General features: G+C 74.9%; 17 protein-coding genes and 1 tRNA gene. 6 read left to right on the top strand and 12 right to left on the bottom strand.

Going from position 1 to position 18335, the window contains the following annotated elements; genetic code table 11:
* Window positions 1–45 precede the first annotated feature (45 nt).
* Window positions 46–1095 (bottom strand): LLM class F420-dependent oxidoreductase, encoded by a 1050-nt coding sequence (locus J2S46_RS32380; protein ID WP_191288076.1) that lies wholly within the window; start codon window positions 1093–1095, stop codon window positions 46–48.
* 268 nt (window positions 1096–1363) lie between these two features.
* Here J2S46_RS32380 and J2S46_RS32375 point away from each other — a divergent pair, with 268 nt between their 5' ends.
* Both J2S46_RS32375 and J2S46_RS32370 read left to right on the top strand, forming a co-directional pair.
* Window positions 1364–2344, top strand: coding sequence for an aldo/keto reductase (locus J2S46_RS32375; RefSeq protein ID WP_191288075.1), 981 nt, complete (start codon window positions 1364–1366; stop codon window positions 2342–2344).
* A gap of 181 nt (window positions 2345–2525) precedes the next feature.
* Window positions 2526–4775, top strand: a complete 2250-nt coding sequence (locus J2S46_RS32370; RefSeq protein ID WP_370882270.1) for an ATP-binding domain-containing protein — start codon at window positions 2526–2528, stop codon at window positions 4773–4775.
* Window positions 4776–4943: 168 nt separating this feature from the next.
* On the opposite strand, the gene J2S46_RS32365 is transcribed toward J2S46_RS32370, so the two are convergent.
* A complete protein-coding gene (locus J2S46_RS32365; protein WP_191288073.1) occupies window positions 4944–5549 on the bottom strand; it encodes a hypothetical protein in 606 nt (201 codons plus the stop codon).
* A gap of 341 nt (window positions 5550–5890) precedes the next feature.
* Here J2S46_RS32365 and J2S46_RS32360 point away from each other — a divergent pair, with 341 nt between their 5' ends.
* Window positions 5891–6100, top strand: coding sequence for a DUF5703 family protein (locus J2S46_RS32360; RefSeq protein ID WP_073921614.1), 210 nt, complete (start codon window positions 5891–5893; stop codon window positions 6098–6100).
* 249 nt (window positions 6101–6349) lie between these two features.
* On the opposite strand, the gene J2S46_RS32355 is transcribed toward J2S46_RS32360, so the two are convergent.
* The 3 genes from J2S46_RS32355 to J2S46_RS32345 form a co-directional block, all read right to left on the bottom strand.
* Window positions 6350–7222, bottom strand: coding sequence for a chaplin (locus tag J2S46_RS32355; protein ID WP_191288072.1), 873 nt, complete (start codon window positions 7220–7222; stop codon window positions 6350–6352).
* Between the two features lie 276 nt (window positions 7223–7498).
* Complete coding sequence (locus J2S46_RS32350; protein WP_191288071.1) at window positions 7499–7741, bottom strand: chaplin; 243 nt, start codon at window positions 7739–7741, stop codon at window positions 7499–7501.
* Between the two features lie 263 nt (window positions 7742–8004).
* Window positions 8005–9342 (bottom strand): M20/M25/M40 family metallo-hydrolase, encoded by a 1338-nt coding sequence (locus J2S46_RS32345; protein ID WP_073921617.1) that lies wholly within the window; start codon window positions 9340–9342, stop codon window positions 8005–8007.
* Window positions 9343–9590: 248 nt separating this feature from the next.
* Here J2S46_RS32345 and J2S46_RS32340 point away from each other — a divergent pair.
* Window positions 9591–9675: transfer RNA gene (locus J2S46_RS32340), tRNA-Leu, on the top strand.
* 157 nt (window positions 9676–9832) lie between these two features.
* Here J2S46_RS32340 and J2S46_RS32335 read toward each other — a convergent pair.
* The 3 genes from J2S46_RS32335 to J2S46_RS32325 form a co-directional block, all read right to left on the bottom strand.
* Window positions 9833–10132 (bottom strand): hypothetical protein, encoded by a 300-nt coding sequence (locus J2S46_RS32335; RefSeq protein ID WP_191288070.1) that lies wholly within the window; start codon window positions 10130–10132, stop codon window positions 9833–9835.
* 210 nt (window positions 10133–10342) lie between these two features.
* Window positions 10343–11830: a hypothetical protein gene (locus tag J2S46_RS32330; RefSeq protein ID WP_191288069.1), complete on the bottom strand. Its 1488-nt coding sequence runs from the start codon at window positions 11828–11830 to the stop codon at window positions 10343–10345.
* 371 nt (window positions 11831–12201) lie between these two features.
* Complete coding sequence (locus J2S46_RS32325) at window positions 12202–13152, bottom strand: NADP-dependent oxidoreductase (protein WP_191288314.1); 951 nt, start codon at window positions 13150–13152, stop codon at window positions 12202–12204.
* 184 nt (window positions 13153–13336) lie between these two features.
* On the opposite strand from J2S46_RS32325, the gene J2S46_RS32320 reads away from it, so the two are divergent.
* Window positions 13337–13696: a winged helix-turn-helix transcriptional regulator gene (locus J2S46_RS32320; protein ID WP_191288068.1), complete on the top strand. Its 360-nt coding sequence runs from the start codon at window positions 13337–13339 to the stop codon at window positions 13694–13696.
* Window positions 13697–13742: 46 nt separating this feature from the next.
* On the opposite strand, the gene J2S46_RS32315 is transcribed toward J2S46_RS32320, so the two are convergent.
* The 3 genes from J2S46_RS32315 to J2S46_RS32305 all read right to left on the bottom strand — a co-directional run bounded on the left by J2S46_RS32315 (window position 13743) and on the right by J2S46_RS32305 (window position 15670).
* The gene (locus tag J2S46_RS32315; RefSeq protein ID WP_191288067.1) at window positions 13743–14591 is read right to left on the bottom strand and encodes an SDR family NAD(P)-dependent oxidoreductase; all 849 of its coding nucleotides are present in this window, start codon (window positions 14589–14591) and stop codon (window positions 13743–13745) included.
* Window positions 14592–14881: 290 nt separating this feature from the next.
* On the bottom strand, window positions 14882–15208 hold the full coding sequence (locus J2S46_RS32310; RefSeq protein WP_191288066.1) for a hypothetical protein: 327 nt from the start codon (window positions 15206–15208) through the stop codon (window positions 14882–14884).
* 195 nt (window positions 15209–15403) lie between these two features.
* Complete coding sequence (locus J2S46_RS32305; RefSeq protein WP_073921622.1) at window positions 15404–15670, bottom strand: hypothetical protein; 267 nt, start codon at window positions 15668–15670, stop codon at window positions 15404–15406.
* Between the two features lie 176 nt (window positions 15671–15846).
* On the opposite strand from J2S46_RS32305, the gene J2S46_RS32300 reads away from it, so the two are divergent.
* Window positions 15847–16296: an SRPBCC family protein gene (locus tag J2S46_RS32300; protein ID WP_191288065.1), complete on the top strand. Its 450-nt coding sequence runs from the start codon at window positions 15847–15849 to the stop codon at window positions 16294–16296.
* Window positions 16297–16352: 56 nt separating this feature from the next.
* Here J2S46_RS32300 and J2S46_RS32295 read toward each other — a convergent pair whose 3' ends face one another.
* Window positions 16353–18221: an AfsR/SARP family transcriptional regulator gene (locus J2S46_RS32295; RefSeq protein ID WP_191288064.1), complete on the bottom strand. Its 1869-nt coding sequence runs from the start codon at window positions 18219–18221 to the stop codon at window positions 16353–16355.
* Window positions 18222–18335: the final 114 nt, after the last annotated feature.

The raw sequence follows: 18335 nt of genomic DNA, 5'->3' as shown, positions 1-18335 counted from the left end.
CCGCCGGCCGCGGGGCCCCGGCGCGGCCGGGCCCCGCGGCGGCGCCTACTCCGCCAGACCGGCGCGCTCCAGCGCCTCCACGCCGGTGCGCAGCGCGAGGACACGCTCCTCCAGGGTGAAGCCGGCCGGGGCCAGCGTGAGGGTGGTGACGCCGGCGTCCGCGTAGGCCTGCATCCGGTCCGCGATCCGGGCGGTGTCGCCGAGCAGCGAGGTGGAGTCGATCAGCTCGTGCGGGACGGCCGCGGCGGCGCCGGCGTAGTCCTTGGCGAGGTACTTCTCCTGGATCTCGTCGGCGGCCTGCTCGTAGCCCATCCGACGGGTCAGCTGGTTGTAGAAGTTCTTGTCCTTGCTGCCCATCCCGCCGATGTAGAGCGCGGCGTAGGAGCGCTGGGTGTCCGCGGCGGCCTTGACGTCGTCGCCGACCGAGATGGTCACGGTCGGGCAGAGGTCGAAGCCGTCCAGGGTCCGCCCGGCCTTGGCGCGGCCGGCCTTCAGCGGCTCCAGCGAGAGCGCGGCGTGCTCGGGGGCGAAGAAGATGCCGAGCCAGCCGTCGGCGATCTCGCCGGTCTGCTCCAGGTTCTTCGGGCCGATGGCGGCGATGTACAGCGGGATGTGCTCGCGGACGGGGTGCACGGTGAGCTTCAGCGGCTTGCCGGGGCCGCCGGGCAGCGGCAGCGTCCAGCTGGCACCCTGGTGGACCAGCCGCTCGCGGGACATCGCCTTGCGGATGATCTCCACGTACTCCCGGGTCCGGGCCAGCGGCTTGTCGAACTTGACGCCGTACCAGCCCTCGGAGACCTGCGGGCCGGAGACGCCCAGGCCGAGGCGGAAGCGGCCGCCGGAGAGGGTGTCCAGGGTGGCGGCGGTCATCGCCGTCATGGCGGGGGTGCGGGCCGGGATCTGGAAGATCGCGGAGCCGACGTCGATCCGCTCGGTCTTCGCGGCGACGTAGCTGAGGACGGTGGCGGCGTCGGAGCCGTAGGCCTCGGCGGCCCAGCAGACCGAGTAGCCCAGGCGGTCGGCCTCCTGGGCGACCGCGATGTTGTCGGCGTCCATGCCGAGTCCCCAGTAGCCGAGGTTGATGCCGAGTCGCATGTGGGTGCCAAGCCTTCCGTAGAGGTTCCGCGCACGGCGCGGCGTCCAGGGGTGGTGGCCGCCGCGCGCACGCCGTCGAGCGTAGCCGCGCCGCGCGGCCCAATGCTACTGGCCGGTAGCTGTGGCGCGCGTCACACCGGCGTGTCGCCCGGCCGACCTGCCGTTCTGCGGGTCTGCGCACCTGCCCGGGCGGCGGCCGCTACGCTCAGCCGACGTGGGGATGCCTCACCCCACCAGCACGTTTACCAGCCAGCGGAGGGCCAGACCGATGGAAAAGCGACACCTCGGCCGTACCGGGCTGCGGGTCTCCAGGCTCGGTCTCGGCACCATGACCTGGGGCCGGGACACCGACGAGCACGAGGCGGCCGAACAGCTCAAGGAGTTCGTCGACGCCGGCGGCACCCTGGTGGACACCGCCGACGTCTACGCGGACGGCGGCGCCGAGTACCTGCTCTCCCGCCTGACCGACAACCTGATCCCCCGCTCCGAGCTCGTCATCGCCACCAAGGCCGGCAGCGTGCCCGACTCGGACCGCCGCTTCGACACCTCCCGCGGCCACCTGCTGGCCGGGCTGGACGGCTCGCTGCGCCGGCTCGGCACCGACTACGTCGACCTCTGGCAGGTCCACGCCTTCGACCCGGACACCCCGACCGACGAGACCCTGCACGCCCTCGACATCGCCGTCAGCTCCGGACGGGCCCGGTACGTCGGCGTCTCCAACTACAGCGGCTGGCAGCTCGCCAAGGCCGCCGCCCGGCAGAGCGCCACACCCGACCGGGTGCCGCTCGCCGGGACGCAGATGGAGTACTCGCTGCTCCAGCGCGGCATCGAACGCGAGGTGCTGCCCGCCGCGCTGGACGCCGGCGTGGGCCTGCTGGCCTCCTCCCCGCTCGGCCGCGGCGTCCTCACCGGCAAGTACCGGCACGCCGTGCCGCAGGACTCCCGCGCCGCCTCCCCGTACCTCTCCGGCTTCGTCCAGCCCTACCTCGACGACCGGTCCCGCCGGATCGTCGACGCCGTGTCGACCGCCGCCGACGGCCTCGCCAGCAGCCCCCTCGCGGTGGCGCTCGCCTGGGTCCGGGACCGCCCGGGGGTGACGGGTGCGCTGATCGGGGCGCGGACCGTGGTCCAGCTGCGGGCGGCGCTGTCGGTGGAGGCGCTTACGCTTCCGGATGAGATCCGCGGTGCGCTCGACGACATCTCGGCGCCGGTCCACCGCTACCCCGACCACGAGTGGAGCGAGCTCTAGGCCGTGCCCCGCCGGTTCCCGCCCGCAGGGCGCGGACGGCAGGAGACGGCCCGGGCCGGTGTCCGGGCCCGGCCCGGCGCGCCCCGGGCCCGCCCGCTCCCACGACGACGACCGGCCGCGGCCGCCACCCCCGGGTGGCGGCCGCCCCACTGCCCAGCAGTGGCGTACCCCTTTGGAGCGAATGGTGAGCGACGCAGAGAACAGCGCTCCGGGCGGCCCCGCCGACGGCGGCCGGGCGGAGGACGGCCCGGTGGGCGGCAGCCCGGCCCAGGACGGCCGGGCGGACGGCGCCGGCCGGGCGGACACCGTCGCCGCGCTCGCGGAGAAGATCCGGGCGATCGGACAGCAGTCCACCGCCGGCCCCGACCTGCCGGCTGCGGACCGGGCCGCCGCCGGCGCCGCTCCCGACGCCGCCGCCCGGCGCGCCCCGCAGCCGGACGAGCAGCGGGCGCAGGCCCTGCGGGCCACCGCCGAGGTCCTGACGGCAGGCGGCGCCCCCGCCGACTTCGCCGGCGCGGCCGTGGCCGAGCTGGGCGAGGGCGCGGCCGAGCTGCTGCGGGCCGACCCCTGGGCCGTCCTCGCCCTGCCCGGGGTGCGCCCCGAGCAGGCGGACGGCTTCGCCCGGGGCCTGCTCGGGGCCGAGGCCGGCCCGGGCGACACCCGCCGGGCCCGCGCCCTGGTCCCGTGGCTGCTGGAACAGGCCGCGCTGCGCGGGGACTCGGCCGTGGAGATCGGCGAGGTCGCCACCGGCCTGGAGCGGCTCGGCCTGCCGGAGCCCGCCGCCGCCCTCCAGGCCGTCGTGGAGGACGGCCTGGTGATGCCGTTCCAGGACGAGCTCACCGGCCCCGAGGCCCGCGCCGCGACCACCGGCTCCGACGAGGACGACGAGCCGCCGACCCGCACCCTGCTCGCCCTGGAGCGGCTGGCCCTGGCCGAGGAGAGCCTGGCCGACGGCCTGGTCCGGGTGATGTCCACCTTCGTCCCGGGGGAGGACGCCGAGACCGCCGCGCCGGACGCGCCGGACGAGGCGGACGAGCCGAACGAGGCGGAGGAGGCTGCGGACCTCGGGGGCGAGCCCTCCGGCGCCGGGGCCGAGCCCGCGGCGGCGGGCCGGGACCAGAACGACGCACCCGGCACCGAGCGCGCCGACGGCGACGGCGACGGCGACGGCGACGGCGACAGCCTCGCCGGGGCCGGCGGCGGGACCGAGGCGGCCACCGGGACGATTCCGCCCGCCCCCGGTCCCGCCGCCTGGGAGGCGGCTGCCGCCGCCGCGCCGTCCTCCTCGGCCACCGCACTGATCAGGGCCGTCGCCGACAGCGCGCTGGTCGCCCACACCGGTGGTGAGGCCTCCCGGGCCGAGCCGGCCGCGCTGCTGCACGCCGCGCGGGGGCTCGGGCTGCGCGCCTGGGCCGCCACCTGGACCGACCAGGGCCGGCAGAGCCTGGCCGGGCTGCTCCCCGCCGGCGCGGCCCCGGACGTCGTCACACTGGCCGACCTGCTCGCCGGCGCCGCCGGGCCCGGGCGGTCCGGTGACGGCACCCTCGCGCTCGACCTGCTGATCGTGCTCGACGCGCCGCTGCTGGACGCCGAGCTGGCCGCCACCCTGCTGGAGTCGCTGGCCGACGGCACCCGCCTGGTGCTCAGCGGCGACCCGGGGCAGCTCTGGTCGGCCGGTCCGGGCCGGTTCTTCGCGGACCTGCTGGCCGCGAGGGTCTGCCCGGCCGTCGCCTCCCGCACGCCCGACTTCGGGCCGATCGGCGAGCTGGTCTCGGCCGTGGGCATCGGCGAGCTGCAGCCCGTCGAGGCGCCCGACAAGGAGGTGGTGATCCTCACCGCCAAGGACGGCGGCGAAGCCGTCCACCGCGCCGTCCAGCTGCTGACCGACTCCATCCCGCGCGCCCTCGGCATCCCCGCCGAGCAGGTCGTCCTGCTGACCCCCGGGCACGGGGGCAGCGCCGGCACCCGGGCGCTGAACGCCGCCGCCAAGGCCCGGCTGAACCCGGGCCCGGGCAGGTTCGGCGGCTTCGACCCGGGCGATCGGGTGGTCCACTCCCCCGCGCCGGGCGTCATCCGCCCCGGCCGGGTGCTGGACGGCGACGCCACCGGCCTGCACCTGGAGCTCGCCGACGGCACCCGCAGCACGGTCGCCCCCGCCGAGGCCGCCAAGCTGCGGCACGGCTGGGCCCTGACCGTGCATCAGGCGGTCGGCCGGCGCTGGCCCGGGGCGGTCGTGGTGCTGCCGGACGACGCCGGCGCCGGGCTGACCCGGCAGTGGGTCTACACCGCCTTCGGGCGGGCGGAGCGGCACCTGTCGGTGGTGCACGCGGCGGGCCCGGCCCTGCCGCAGGCCGTCGCCGAACGGCCGGCCCGGCCCCGCACCACCCGGCTGCGCACGATCCTGGCCGAGAACGCCGAGCCCGCCTTCTAGGCCCGGACAGGCCGCCGCCTCCGGGGGACGGCCCCGGAGGCGGCGGCCCCGAACGGCACCGGGCGGTGCCGGAGCAGTTGCTCCGGCACCGCCCGGGTTCAGGTCCGAACGGGCCCGCGGGCCCTGAAACTCGTCGGGCGGGTCAGCCCGTGGGTCTCGTCGCCGCCGTCACTCCTCGGACTCCTCGTCGTCGTACACCTCGCTGACGTCGAAGCGGCAGATCAGCAGCTGCGGGTCGGCGTTGTCGAAGGGCTCCGGCAGCCACTCCCCCGGGTCGGTCGGTTCGGCGGCCGAGACCCAGAGGGTGGAGTCGCCCTCCTCCAGGCCGAACTCCTCGCTCCGGGCGGCGATCTCGTCCGGCTCGAACTCGCCGAACAGGACCCCGATCGCCGCGTTCACGCCACCCGCGCCACCGCCTCCCGGGGTGAGCGTGCTGTCCAGGCGCTCGGCCTGGGCACGCAGCCGCTTCGGATCGGCGATGTGGTAGTCGCGGCGGATCAGCACGCTGATCGCCTCGGGCTGGTCCGGGCCGTTGTAGGCACCCGGCCCCTCGTCCCCGGGAACCTCGAAGGGCGTCACCTCGTCGTAGACCTCGTAGAGGAGCTGGTCGTACACGATGGCCGCCGACGCCAGCTGCTCGTAGGCGGCGAACACGGCGGGATCGTCCCCTGCGGTGGGGCTGGACACCGCTTCCAGATGACGGTCGATGGCGGCCTTGACCGCCTCGGCGGCGGCGCGTACCTCGGCAATGGTTGGCTGCGCGGCATCAGACATGGTGCAGACGCTATCTCCCCCCGGTGCCGTGACGCACAGCGGTTGTCACCTACACCCGCGTTTTCACCGCAACTTCCCCCCTGATGTCCGATCCGTGTGGTTCTGTGACGGGCGTCCACGGCACCGCCACGCCCGTTCGGGGCCCGGCGAACCCGCTTCCCGGCCGTCGGATCGGGGTATCCCGTCAGGAGCAGCAGTGGAACTGATGATCTGTCAGTGCGACGGGCGGCCCTTGCGCCCGTGACGGCAGGTGACCGGAGGCGAGCCCGGCCGAAAAAGCCGGGTCCGGTTGTCGGAGGCAGGCCTTAGGCTTGCCTGCAGGCGTCCCCAGGAGGAAAGTCTTGACCCCACCGAAGCTGGTCCGGCAGCCGGAGTACGAGTACCAGTCACTGCGCATGCCGCGCGGCACCACCCGAAACGCGGCCAGGCAACTGCTCACCGAGCATGCCGAATACGGACACTGGGAGCTGGACCGGCTCCGGCTCTTCCCCGACGGGAGCCGCACCGTACTGCTGCGCCGGAAGATCATCCGGCAGGTCCGGAGCTGGTGACGGTCGGCAGCCGGTGACCGTCCGGAGTCGGCGACCGCCCCGGGGCCGGCCGCCGTCCGTGATCGCCACGGGTGCCAGGCGGCCGCCCGCCCGGGCAGCCCGTCCGGGCAACCGTCCGCCGGGGCATCCCCGCCGGGGACGGCCGCCCGCCCGTACGCCTGCCCGCCCGCCACACGGGACCACCCCCACGCATGAACGCGCGCCCAAGGCCGCCACGGGCGGCTTCGGGCGCGCGAGGGCGCACAGGAGTCAGCGGACCCCGGCCCGGGCCCGGCGGTAGAGGACGCCGCCGCCCAGCAGGGCCGCGAGCCCGGCCGCACCGAGCATCTCCACGCCGCCGGCACCGGTGGACGCCAGTTGCGGGGCGGTGGCCTGGGCCGGGACGACCGGGGCGGCCGGCGCGACGGCCTGGATCACGGGCGGAGCCTCGGCGGGGCCGCCGGCCCGCGGGGTGCCCGGGGTCTCCTTCGGCGGGGTCGAGCCGGTCTCCTCCGGCGGGCACTCCTCCTCGGTGGTGACCGGCGGGGTGGGCACCGACACGTTGCCGCAGGAGTTGCCGAAGGCCGGGTTCGCGGCCCCCACGACGTTGGCCGAGTTGCCGCAGGCGTTCACCGGGATGCTCACCGGGACGGCCGCGCTGTTGCCCGAGAGCACACCGGGCGAACCTGCCGTCGTGCCCGAGGCGGACGCGCCCCCGCCCGAGATGCCCGAGGCGTCGTGCCCGCCGGGCCGCTGGCCGGACGGGTGCGCCGGCTCGGCGTGGGCGGGCGCCGGCTTCGCGGGCGCCGCGTGGGCGGGCGCTGACTGGCCGGGGGCGCCGGCCGCCGCGGAGCGGCCCGGCTCGGAGATGCCGTGGGCGGCCTGGCCGTGGGTGCCGGCGTCGGCGTTGGCGCACCGGTTGCCGTAGGCCGGGTTGAGCAGGCCGATCACGTCCACGGTGTTGCCGCAGGCGTTGACCGGGACGTCCACCGGGACCTGCACGGAGTTCCCGGATCCCACCCCCGGCGAGTTGACCGCGCCCCCGTGGGCCTCGGCACTCGCGTAGGCGTAGCCGGCGGTCGAGGCCAGCACACTGCCGGTGGCCACGGCCGTGAGGAGCCCCTTCTTGGCTACATTCCTCATACTTTCCCCTGACGTGTTGAGAAGACGTGTTGAAAGTCGGAATTACCGAATTGCCGACTACACCTTCGGCTGCACAGGGAACAACGAGGAGCCGGGCCAAAGGTTGAGCCGAACGGCGTCGCTTCACCCGATCGGGCGATGGCACTCTGGCGGACGAGCTGAAACCGGCATAAGGACGTACCCCCGGGCGCGGTCGTCCGCGGCCCGGGGGCACGTTGTCCGTCGAACGGCCGGGGCCCGGCCGGCCTCATCGGCCGGCGGCCCCGGGCGTCACGCTCAGATGTTGGCGCAGCTGTTGCCGAACGCCGGGTTGAGCAGGCCGATGACGCTGACGGTGTTGCCGCACACGTTCACGGGCACGTGGACCGGCACCTGGATCAGGTTGCCCGACAGCACGCCCGGCGAACCGGCCGCGACGCCCTGGGCACTGGCGCCACCGTGCGCGGCGGCCACGCCCGCACCGGCGAGGACCAGACCACCGGTGGCGGCGGCGACAGCGGCGAGCTTCTTGACGTTCATCGTTCCTCCTGTTGATGTCACAACCCTTTCAGCGGGTTGCACAGGGATGAACGAGAAGCCGGGCGGCGAGGTACGGACGGGCCTCGCCATTCACCCGCAACGGTGATCACTCGTACGGACGACCGACCCGAATCGCCGTGACGAATCGTTTCTCTTGATCTCTCCGCACCCGTACCAAATCATTCCTCAGGACAATGCGAACGGCCCGCCCCGCTTCGGGACGGGCCGTTCGCCGCGTGAGCCGCACGCGGCCGGAGCAGGGGTCAGCAGGCGTCGATGAACCGGTCGAGCACCCGGACGCCGAACTTCAGCCCGTCCACCGGGACCCGCTCGTCCACGCCGTGGAACATCCCGGCGAAGTCCAGGTCCGGCGGCAGCTGCAGCGGCGCGAAGCCGAAGCAGCGGATCCCGAGGTCCTGGAACGACTTCGCGTCCGTGCCGCCGGAGAGGCAGTACGGCACCGCCCGTGCGATCGGGTCCTCCGCCTTCAGCGCCAGCTGCATGGCCTCCACCAGCGCCCCGTCGAAGCCCGTCTCGATCGCCTTGTCCGAGTGCAGGCTCTCGCGCTTCACCCGCGGGCCGAGCACCCGGTCCAGGTCGGCCAGGAACTCCTCCTCGTAGCCGGGCAGGAAGCGCCCGTCCACGTGGGCGGTCGCCTGGCCGGGAATGACGTTGACCTTGTAGCCGGCGCCGAGCATGGTCGGCTGGGCGGTGTTGCGCAGCGTGGTGCCGATCATCTTGGCGATGCCGCCGAGCACCCGGAGCGTCTCGTCCATGTTCTCCGGGTCGAGCTCCACGCCCAGCGCGTCGGAGAGCTCGTCGAGGAAGGCCCGGACGGTCTTGGTGATCCGCAGCGGGAACTTGTGCCGCCCGAGCCGGGCCACCGCCTCGCACAGCTCGGTGATGGCGTTGTCGTCGTTCTCCATCGAGCCGTGCCCGGCCCGGCCCTCGACCGTGAGGCGCATCCAGTGCATGCCCTTCTCGGCCGTCTCCACCAGGTACAGCCGGACCTGGTCGTTGACGGTGAAGGAGAAGCCGCCGACCTCGCCGATCGCCTCCGTCACGCCCTCGAACAGGCCCGGGTGCTTGTCCACCAGGTAGCGCGCGCCGTAGGTGCCGCCCGCCTCCTCGTCGGCGACGAAGGCCAGCACCAGGTCGCGCGGGGGCTTGCGGCCCGTTCGGAGCCGGTCGCGGACGACCGCGAGGGTCATCGCGTCCATGTCCTTCATGTCGACCGCGCCGCGCCCCCAGACGCAGCCGTCGGCGATCTCGCCGGCGAAGGGGTCGTAGGTCCAGTCGGCGGCGTTGGCCGGCACCACGTCGGTGTGGCCGTGGATCAGCAGGCCGGGCCGGGAGCGGTCCTCACCCTCGATCCGGACGACCGTCGAGGCCCGCCCCTTGGCCGACTCGAAGATCTGCGGCTCCAGCCCGAACTCGGCGAGCTGCTCCGCCACGTACTCGGCCGCCTTGCGCTCCCCGGGCCCGGAGCCGTCGCCGTAGTTGCTGGTGTCGATCCGGATCAGGTCGCGACAGATCTCCGCGACCTCCGACTCGCCCGTCACCTTCGGGCCGGCCACCCGCTCCGCCTTCGAGTCGCTCACGGTCACTCCTCGTCGTCTCTCACCTGCCCGGGAGCGGTCCGCGCCACCCCGGAACCGTGCCCGGGGTCGTGCGGGCACGGCCAGCCCATCCTCTCCCAGCCGCCGCCCCTCCCCAAGGAGAACCCCCGGATCGCAAGGCCCCGAGCCGGTCCAAACCTCCGGACCGGCCGTTTTTGGGACCAGAACCCGATCTTTGCTACAGTTGTCGAGTCAGCGCGGCACGGCAGCGAAGACAAGCAGTACACCCCGTCCGGGTGGCGGAATGGCAGACGCGCTAGCTTGAGGTGCTAGTGCCCTTTATCGGGCGTGGGGGTTCAAGTCCCCCCTCGGACACAGATCATCTCCCTCGGGGAGATGCGGCAGTGATCAGGTGCGGATCGAGTTCTCTCGGTCCGCACCTTTTTTCGTCGGGCGCCGGGTTTGTCGTCGGGCGCCGGGCCCGCTGTCGGGCGTCGGGCTGTCGGCCGCGGCCGGTCGTCCCCCGGGCTGCTCAGATCACCGGCTCCCACCAGTCGAGGCAGTCACCGTTGAAGTCCCACTTCCGGCAGGTGCGATGGCTGGTCGAGCGCAGCACCGGGGCGTCCCGGTCCACGAACTCGGTGATGATCCGGCCGTCCTCGACCCGGGAGAAGCCGCTCTTCCTCGCGAGGTCGACGCCCATCGCGTTCTCCAGCGTGAGGCTGGCGAGGGCGTAGCGGCCCCCGGCCCCGGGATGCTGGTCGAAAGCGGCCTTGACCGCCTCGAAGAAGGCGATGTCCTCCAGTGCGTAGCTCTGCTGCTTGGTCGTCATGGGGCGCTCCTGGCATTGCGCGGACCGGCCGCGGCGCCGTCGGCCGGTCGGTCGGCGGCGGGCTCCTCCGGGTCCCGGCCGCTGGGCGATCACTTCCCATGCTGCCGCACCGGCGCGGGCGCTGCCAGGTGGCGGGGCAGCGGCCGCGCGGGGGTCCGACGCTGCCGCCCGGGCCGTGGTGACGGAGCGTACCGAACAGCCCGGCCGAGGTCAGGGAGCTTCTGCCGGAAGGCAGTTGACGACCTTGCCGGAGCCGCCGCCCTCCAGCGCGCAGATGTCGGCGTCGGGGCCGTCCCCGCCGTCGACCGTGGCGCCGGCCGCGTTCGCGGCGCCGTCGGCGGACGCCCCCGTGCCGCCGGTCAGCCGGACCACGTCCCGGCCGGCGTTGCCCTGGACCGTGCCGGTGTTGGCCGCCCCGCCGCGGGTTCCGCCGCCGCCCCGGACGGTGAGGGTGTCCGGACCGGGGCCGCCCGCCACGGTGCCGCTGTTGCCCGTCGCACCGAGGTCGCCGTCGGGCGTCCGGGAGGTGCCGCCGGTGACGGTGACCGTGGCGGTCCCGGTCCCGGAGGCGCCCTTGATCCGGCCGGTGTTCCCGACCGCCGACCCGCCGGTCACCTCGATGGTGGTGCTGCCGCTGTCGGAGCCGATGATTGTGCCGGTGTTTCCGCCCGCCCCGACGGCCCGCACGGTGTGCGCACCGGTGCCGATCAGAGTGATGGTGCTGGTGTTGCCGTCGCCGCCGCGCTGCCCCCGCACGGTCACCGAGCCCCGTCCGAGGGTGATGGGACCGCTGTTGCCGCCGGCCGCCGATCCGTTGCCGCCCGGCCCGCCCGGCCCGTGGTAGTCGCCGTCGCCGACGCCGCCGCCCGCGCCGGGGGCGCCGCCGGTGACCGTGAGGGTGATGCTGCCGGGGAGCCTGGTGCTCGCGCCGCCGGCCTGGTGGATCGTCCTGCTGTTGCCGGGAGCGGCGGCGCCGCCGTGACCGGCGTGCCCGGGGCTCGGGTTCGCGTGGTCAGCGTCGCCGCCGGCGCCGGCCTGACCGCCCCGGCCGCCGTTGCCGCCGATGACCGTGACGGTGTCCTGGCCGGGGCCGTGCACCAGCTCGCCCGCGTTCCCCGGGGCGCCGTCGCCACCCTTGCCGCCGTTCCCGCCGTCACCACCGCCGCGGCTCCAGAAGCCGTCGGGGCGGCCCCCGCCTCCGCCCGCTCCCCCGTCGCCGCCGCTCCCGCCCGCGACGGTGACGGTGTTGACGCCGGCCCCGAGCCGGACGGAGCCGGTGGCCGTGATGCCGGCCCCGCCGTCGCCCCCGGGGCCGCCGTCCGCGCCGTCCTGCGCCCCGTCGAAGTCGAGGAAGCCGCCGGCGTCGCCGCCCCTCGGCCCCTCCCCGCCCCGGGCGCCGGGGGTACCGGTGATCACCAGGACGGTGTCGCTGCGGCCGAGCACCAGGGTGCCGGCGACGCCGCCGTGCACGGTGATGGTGTCCTCGCCCTTGTCGGTGCCGGTCAGGGTGGACCCCTGCGGGATCCCCCGCTCGCAGACGACGGTGTCGCCGCCGGTGCCGGACGTGCGCGAGCACCCGGCCGGATCGGCGGCGTGCGCCGCGCCCACCGGGACGCCGAGCATCGCGGCGCCGACGGACATGACCGCGGCCAGCCGCAGCCGGCGCCCCGCGCCGCCGCCGGATCTCGTCCTCGCCATCGCGCACCCCTCCCCCTCGACGGCCGGAGCTGCGTGCGGGCACCCGGCTGTCACAGCATGCGAGGGGGAGGCGCGGGTGGGGCGGAAAGCGCGACGCGACCACTCGAAAGGCTGGTCGCGGGCCCGGCCGCGCATGATCGCGACCGCGGCCCCTGGCGCACCGGAAGCCGGGCGGCGGCCCGGGAAGGACCACGGCGGGGGCGCCGGGGCTCCGGACGGGCGGCAGCGCGCGGGCGACGGGCGGGCGGCACCCGGGCCGGGGGCTCGCGCCCCGCCCGTCCGGTTCACGCCCCCGCCCCTCCGGTCACGCCCTCCGTCGGTTCACGCCCCCGCCGGTCCGGACGGTCGGTCCGTGCGACCGGCAGCGGCGATCACGCCACCCGCAGGACGATCTTGCCCCGGGTCCGTCGCCCGGCGAGCTCGCGGTGGGCCCGGGCCGCCTCCTCCAGCGGGAACACGGCGGCCACCTCCACCCCGAGCCGCCCCTGCTCGACCAGCCCGGCGAGAGCGGTGAGGGCGGCGCCGTCCGGCTCCACCAGGAAGGGCGCGACCCGGACACCGCGGGCCCGCGCCTCCTCCGCCAGGGCCGGCGAGACCCCCGACGGTACGGCGACCAGCAGGCCACCGGGGCGCAGCACCGAGAGCGAGCGGGTGCTGGTGGCGTCGTGCTCGTCGCCGACCAGGTCGACCACCACGTCGATGTCGGAGATCTCCTTCTCGAAGCGGGTGCCGGTGTAGTCGACCACCTCGTCGGCGCCCAGTTCGCGCAGCCAGGCGTGCTTGGCCGCGCCCGCGGTGCCGGTCACATGGGCGCCCAGGTGCTTGGCGATCTGGACCGCGAAGTGGCCGACGCCGCCGCCCGCGGCGTGCACCAGGACGCGCTGCCCCGCCGTGACGCCGGCCGTGTCGACCAGGATCTGCCAGGCGGTGAGCGCCGCCAGCGGCAGGGCGGCGGCCTCGTCGTGGCCGAGGCCGGCGGGCTTGCGGGCGAACTGGCGGGCGGGCGCGGTCACGTACTCGGCGTACGCACCGGCCGCGCGCGGGAACCAGGGCATCCCGTAGACCTCGTCACCGACGGCGAGGGTGTGCACGCCGAAGCCGACCTCCTCCACCACGCCGGAGACGTCCCAGCCGAGGACGAACGGGGGCTCGCCGAGCACCCCGGCCATGCCGGCGCCGGCCCGGGTCTTCAGGTCGACGGGGTTGACCCCGGCGGAGACCACCCGGACCAGGACCTCGGTGGGCAGCGGCACCGGGCGCGGCAGGTCGGTGACGGTCAGCACCTCGGGGCCGCCGAAGGCGGGCTGGGTGACGGCGCGCATGGTGGGTGCGTCGGTGGGTCGGGTCACGGTGGGGCTCCTTCACTGGCGGCGGCCGGACTTCTCCGCCGGTCTCGCTGTTCCGCCACCGACGCTACGCGGACGACCGTAGTAACCCGCAAGGGCATCTACTATCCTTTGGGAAGCAATGCACGTCAGCACGTCAGCACGGAGAAGGAGCGATCCCTTGGCCACCAGCTGCGCCACCGGCCACCACGACCGCCACGATGTCTACGCCGCCCTCTGCCCCTGCCGCGACATCCTCGCCCTGCTGGCCAACAAGTGGAGCGCCCTCACCATCGGCGCCCTGGAGGGCGGACCGCTGCGGTTCGGCGAACTCCAGCGGCTGCTGGAGGGGGTCAGTCCCAAGGTACTCACCCAGACCCTGCGCCGGCTGGAGGAGTCCGCCCTGCTCACCCGCACCATCTACCCGGCGGTGCCGCTGCACGTCGAGTACGCCCTGACCGACCTCGGCCGGAGCGCCGCGGAGCCACTGGCCGGCATCAGGGCCTGGGCCGAGCAGAACATCGACCGCTTCCCGGCCTGAGCCCCGACGCGGGCCGAGGTCCGGGCCGGTCGCCGGTGCCGGCCGCTCAGGCCACCCAGGTGCTGGTGACCCCGACCACGCGGGTGCCGTCCGGGTCGGCCAGCTTCCCGGCGATGAAGGCGCGGGCCGCGTCCGAGGTCTGCACCCGCGGAGCCGGCCGCTCGGCGGTGAGCACCGCGACGACGGCCGCCGCGGCGTCCGCGGCGGACTGGGCATTGGCGAAGGCGCCGGCCGTCCGGGCCAGATAGGCCTCCAGCGCCGGGGTGTACGGGCCCATCCGCTCCAGCAGCTCGGAGCGGTCGTCCGGCACGCCGACGTTGGCGACGAACTCGCTCGCCACCGCGGCCGGCTCCACCACCGTCACGCTCACCCCGACCGTGGCGGCCACCGGGGTCAACGACTCCAGGTAGCCCTCCACCGCGAACTTGGCAGCGCAGTACGCCTCGTTGAACGGCTGGCCGACCACGCCGCCGACACTGGTGACGGCGACCAGCCGCCCACCGGTCGCGCGCAGGTGCGGCATCGCGGCGGCCGTCACGTTCAGCACCCCGAAGAAGTTGACCTCCATCACCCTCCGGGCGGCCTCCACGCCGTCGACCTCCAGCGTGCCGACGTGGCCCGCACCGGCGTTGTTGATCACCGCGTGCAGGGCGCCGTGATCGGCGACCACCGCGGCCACGCAGGCCGCCGCCGAGTCGGGGTCGGTCACGTCCAGCCGCCGGATCTCGACCAGGTCGGCCACACCGGCCGCCTCGGCGGCGGCGCGCAGGGCACCGGCCTTGGCGGTGTCACGCATCGTCGCGACCGTGTGCCAGCCGGCCCTGGCCGCGGCGACGGCCGCCTCCAGGCCGATGCCGGAGGACGTGCCGGTGATCAGAACGGTGCTGGTGGTCATGGAGAACCCGCCTTCGAGGGAGTGACACGTGCGGCGCGGGGAGTCAGCGACGCTGGAGGGGAGCCGGTATCCGGGGAGCCGGTGGACCGGGTCTCAGCGCATCATTGCGGTTGGAGTGCGCTCGAAGGCAAGCCACGCCCGCGACCCTCCGGCCGGCGACCCTCCCGGCCCCACGGAGCGCCCGCCGGCGCCGACGCTGAGCCTGGCCGGCGGGCGGGCGCACAGGCCGGGCGGGCGGCCGGGCGGACGCGCGGCGTCCCGGCCGCCGGACCCGGACCGCCGCCGCCCGGTCACGCCGAGTCGGCGGAGGTGTCGATGGAGGTGATGGCGGGCTGCCCCAGCAGGGCGGCGTCGCCCTGGAAACCGGCCAGGGCCAGGGCTCGGGAGGCCATCGCGAGGGCTTCCCGCTCGGCGCCGCGACTGTCCTCGGCCGTCACCTCCAGCCGGAGCGTGAAGGTGGGGCTGCCCTCGTTCAGGGTGAGCATGTCGAGGTCCTGCGGGTCCGACCCGACCTCCTGGGGGTCGGCGCCCCGCAGCGCGCCGAGCAGCTGCGCTTTCGCGGCCTGGGTGAGCTCCTGCTTGAAGGTGCCGGGCAACGAGATGACGAAGTTGGTCATGGCTGCGGCCTTACGTCGGGCGGCCCTCGCCTTCGGCGGCGGGACGCGGTGGCGGACAGGTGCGACTGGACGACCGGGTGACCCGGCCGGTCCGGCCGGCCGCCTCGGCGGACCGGTGGGACCGGCTTGCGTCTCCCCTCGATCATGCCGCCGAAACGCCGGTCCACGCAGCGGCGGCGGTCCGTGGTTGGGCCGTCAGGTCCACTCGCGACGGGCGCCGAGGTTCCCCACGACCCCGTAGACCAGGGCGGCGAGCCCGTAGTCGAGCACCAGCTGGAGGGTGGTCCCGGCGACCTGGAAGATGCCACGGGACCAGGCGGCCAGCCAGTCGGCGGCCTGTTCGATCCAGTGCACCACCGGGTTGCCGGTGTTCGCGCCCAGCAGGCGCAGCAGGATCCAGACGACCAGGACGGCGACGGCGGCGTTGGCGAGCACTCTGATGACGACGAATAGTCCCTTCATGCCCTGTCGCCTTGCACCGAAAGGGAATTGCAAACTCCCCGGGGTCGAATTCGTCCGCCCCTCGCGGCCGCGGACCCGGGCGGAACACCCCGGCCTGACTCTCCGGCATACCTCCCCGGCGAGCGGGCAGGCGCCGGACAGCCCCCTCCCCTCCCCTCCCGATCGGAGTGAACCCGATGACACAGGTAGAGGAATCGATCGAAGTGGCCGTCCCCGTATCGGTGGCCTACCGCCGGTGGACCCGGTTCGAGGACTTCCCTAGGTTCATGGCAGGCGTCGAGCGGATCGACCGGACGTCCCCCGAGCTGACCCACTGGGTGGTCAGGGTCGGCGGGGCCACCCGGGAGTTCGACGCCCGGATCACCGAACAGATCCCGGACGAGCGGGTCGCCTGGACTACCGTCGCGGGCGACCTGCACCAGGCGGGCGTGGTCACCTTCCACCGGCTGGACGACGCGCGGACCAAGGTGATGCTGCAGCTCGCGCACGACCCGCACGGCCTGGTCGAGACGGTCGGCGACAAGCTCGGCTTCGTGCACCGCCAGGCCATCGACGGACTTCAGCACTTCAAGGACTTCGTGGAGTCGCGCGCCGCGGGGCCGGGCGCCGGGACCGGACCGGCCTGACCGGGTCCGCCCCGGCCCGGCCCCGCGCGTGCGCAGGAGCACCCGGCGGCGGACCGTCAGAGGATCGAGTGGTCGCGGACCCGGCCCGACAGGGAGGCCTCCGGCCCGCCTGCGGCCCGGTCCGGGTCCTGCTCCGAGGCGAACCGGCCGACCACCGGCGGCACCCGGTACCGCGCCGGGGCGCCGTAGCCGGGCTGGTCCCGGACCACCAGCCGCCGGTCGCAGAGGCGGTCGAGCAGGTCGTCCGCCTGGCGCGGCCCGAGGTCGAGCAGGGCGGCGGCCTGCTCCAGGGTGAAACCGAAGTCGGGCAGACCGCCGAGCAGCGCGGTGAACCGCAGGTCGTCCGGATGGGTGCCGTAGTGGCTGCGGACCAGGCAGGTCCGCAGGTCCAGGTCGCCGACCGAGAGTTCGTCCAGGCAGAGCGGGCCGTCCAGCAGGCCGGCCAGCCGGGCCAGGCTCCAGTGCGGGCGGGTCGCCAGCCGGGTGCCGGCGATCCGGACGGCCAGCGGCAGGAACCCGCAGGCCCGCAGGATCCGGGCGGCCGACTCCGGCTCGGCCGCGACCCGGCGCCGGCCGGCGATCCGCCCGAGCAGCTCGATGCCCTCCTCGGGGCTGAACCCGCCGATCTCCACCAGCTGCGCGCCGGTGAGGCCGGAGAGCCGCGAGCAGCTGGTCACCAGGGTGGCGCAGGAGCCGGTGGTGGGCAGCAGGGGGCGGATCTGGGCCTCGTCCAGGGCGTTGTCGAGCAGGACCAGGATCCGCCGGCCGTGCAGCCGTTCGCGGTAGAGCCGGATCCGGTCCGCCACCGGCGCGGGGACGTCCTCGCTCGGCAGGCCGGTCGCCCGCAGCAGGCCGGCCAGCGCGTCGGCGGGGTCGCGCGGGGTGCCGTCGGGCGCGCGCAGGTCGTGGTAGAGCAGGCCGCCGGAGAAGTGGTCGCCGGCGGTCCGGGCCACGCTGTTGAGCAGGGTCGACTTGCCGGCGCCACCGGGCCCCGAGACGACCGCGAGCGTCCAGTCGGCGGGTCTCTGGGCCGGTCCGTCCTCCTCCGGGTGCAGGATCTCGCGCAGTCGCGCCGAGGCCTCCCGTCGCCCGACGAAGTCCGCCAGGCCCGGGGGTAACTGACTGGTGCTGCCCCTCAGTTGGATCGCCCGCGGCCGCCCGGCCAGGCCCGGCAGGCCGACCTCGCCGCGGCCCTCGATGACGGCCTGCTGGAGGCGCTGCAGGACGGCTCCGGGCTGCAGTCCGAGCTCCTCGGCCAGCAGCCGGCGGACGGCGTCGAAGACCATCAGCGCCTCCACCTGGCGGCCGGTGCGGTAGAGCGCGATCATCTGCTGGGCCCGCAGCCGCTCCCGGTAGGGGTGGACCTCCACCAGGGCGTCCAGGTCGGCCAGCGCCTCGAAGTACTGGCCGAGTCCGAGCCGGACGTCGATCGCCATCTCCGCGACGGCCAGGCGGCGTTCGGCGAGCCGTACGCTCTCCTGCTGGACCAGCGGCGAGCGCTCCATCCCGTCGAAGGGCCGCCCGCGCCAGAGCGCCAGCGCGCGCTGGAACAGCCGGTCGGCCTGTTCCGGCTCGCCCCGGCGGACCGCGGCCGTCCCCTCGGCGGCGAGCGCCTCGAAGCGGGCCAGGTCGACCTCCTCGGGCGCGGTCGAGAGCAGGTAGCCGCCAGGGCGGCTGAGCACCCGCGGCCCGTCACCGGGACTGACCAGTGCCTTGCGCAGGTAGTGGACGTTCACCTGCAGGTTCTTCGCGGCCGTCCGCGGCGGGTTCCCCCACCACAGGGCCTCGGTGAGGCGCAGCGTCGACACCGTGGTGTTGGCCCGGCAGAGCAGGGCCGCGAGCAGGAAACGGAGTTTGCCCGATCCCAGATCCACGCGAGTTTCACCGACGTGCACTTCGAGCGGTCCGAGCACACTGAACTCCATGTCGATCCCTCCCCGGGCATGGAACGCTCCGTGCGCGCCCCACCCCTGGGCGCGTCAACCGGCCTGTCATCATTGCGGCCTGACGGTATGTCGTCAACGGGACGCACAGCGTGG

It is taken from the genome of Kitasatospora herbaricolor (assembly GCF_030813695.1).
In the GTDB taxonomy this organism is placed as follows: domain Bacteria; phylum Actinomycetota; class Actinomycetes; order Streptomycetales; family Streptomycetaceae; genus Kitasatospora; species Kitasatospora herbaricolor.
Note: the sequence above shows the minus strand (reverse complement) of the source record. Positions and strands in the feature narration are given on the sequence as shown.

Bases quoted from the DNA above. Each gene is read 5' to 3' on its own strand.
- J2S46_RS32380 (WP_191288076.1), bottom strand. From the start codon at position 1,095: ATGCGACTCGGCATCAACCTCGGCTACTGGGGACTCGGCATGGACGCC.
- J2S46_RS32375 (WP_191288075.1), top strand. From the start codon at position 1,364: ATGGAAAAGCGACACCTCGGCCGTACCGGGCTGCGGGTCTCCAGGCTC.
- J2S46_RS32370 (WP_370882270.1), top strand. From the start codon at position 2,526: ATGGTGAGCGACGCAGAGAACAGCGCTCCGGGCGGCCCCGCCGACGGC.
- J2S46_RS32365 (WP_191288073.1), bottom strand. From the start codon at position 5,549: ATGTCTGATGCCGCGCAGCCAACCATTGCCGAGGTACGCGCCGCCGCC.
- J2S46_RS32355 (WP_191288072.1), bottom strand. From the start codon at position 7,222: ATGAGGAATGTAGCCAAGAAGGGGCTCCTCACGGCCGTGGCCACCGGC.
- J2S46_RS32350 (WP_191288071.1), bottom strand. From the start codon at position 7,741: ATGAACGTCAAGAAGCTCGCCGCTGTCGCCGCCGCCACCGGTGGTCTG.
- J2S46_RS32335 (WP_191288070.1), bottom strand. From the start codon at position 10,132: ATGACGACCAAGCAGCAGAGCTACGCACTGGAGGACATCGCCTTCTTC.
- J2S46_RS32330 (WP_191288069.1), bottom strand. From the start codon at position 11,830: ATGGCGAGGACGAGATCCGGCGGCGGCGCGGGGCGCCGGCTGCGGCTG.
- J2S46_RS32325 (WP_191288314.1), bottom strand. From the start codon at position 13,152: ATGCGCGCCGTCACCCAGCCCGCCTTCGGCGGCCCCGAGGTGCTGACC.
- J2S46_RS32315 (WP_191288067.1), bottom strand. From the start codon at position 14,591: ATGACCACCAGCACCGTTCTGATCACCGGCACGTCCTCCGGCATCGGC.
- J2S46_RS32310 (WP_191288066.1), bottom strand. From the start codon at position 15,208: ATGACCAACTTCGTCATCTCGTTGCCCGGCACCTTCAAGCAGGAGCTC.
- J2S46_RS32305 (WP_073921622.1), bottom strand. From the start codon at position 15,670: ATGAAGGGACTATTCGTCGTCATCAGAGTGCTCGCCAACGCCGCCGTC.
- J2S46_RS32300 (WP_191288065.1), top strand. From the start codon at position 15,847: ATGACACAGGTAGAGGAATCGATCGAAGTGGCCGTCCCCGTATCGGTG.
- J2S46_RS32295 (WP_191288064.1), bottom strand. From the start codon at position 18,221: ATGGAGTTCAGTGTGCTCGGACCGCTCGAAGTGCACGTCGGTGAAACT.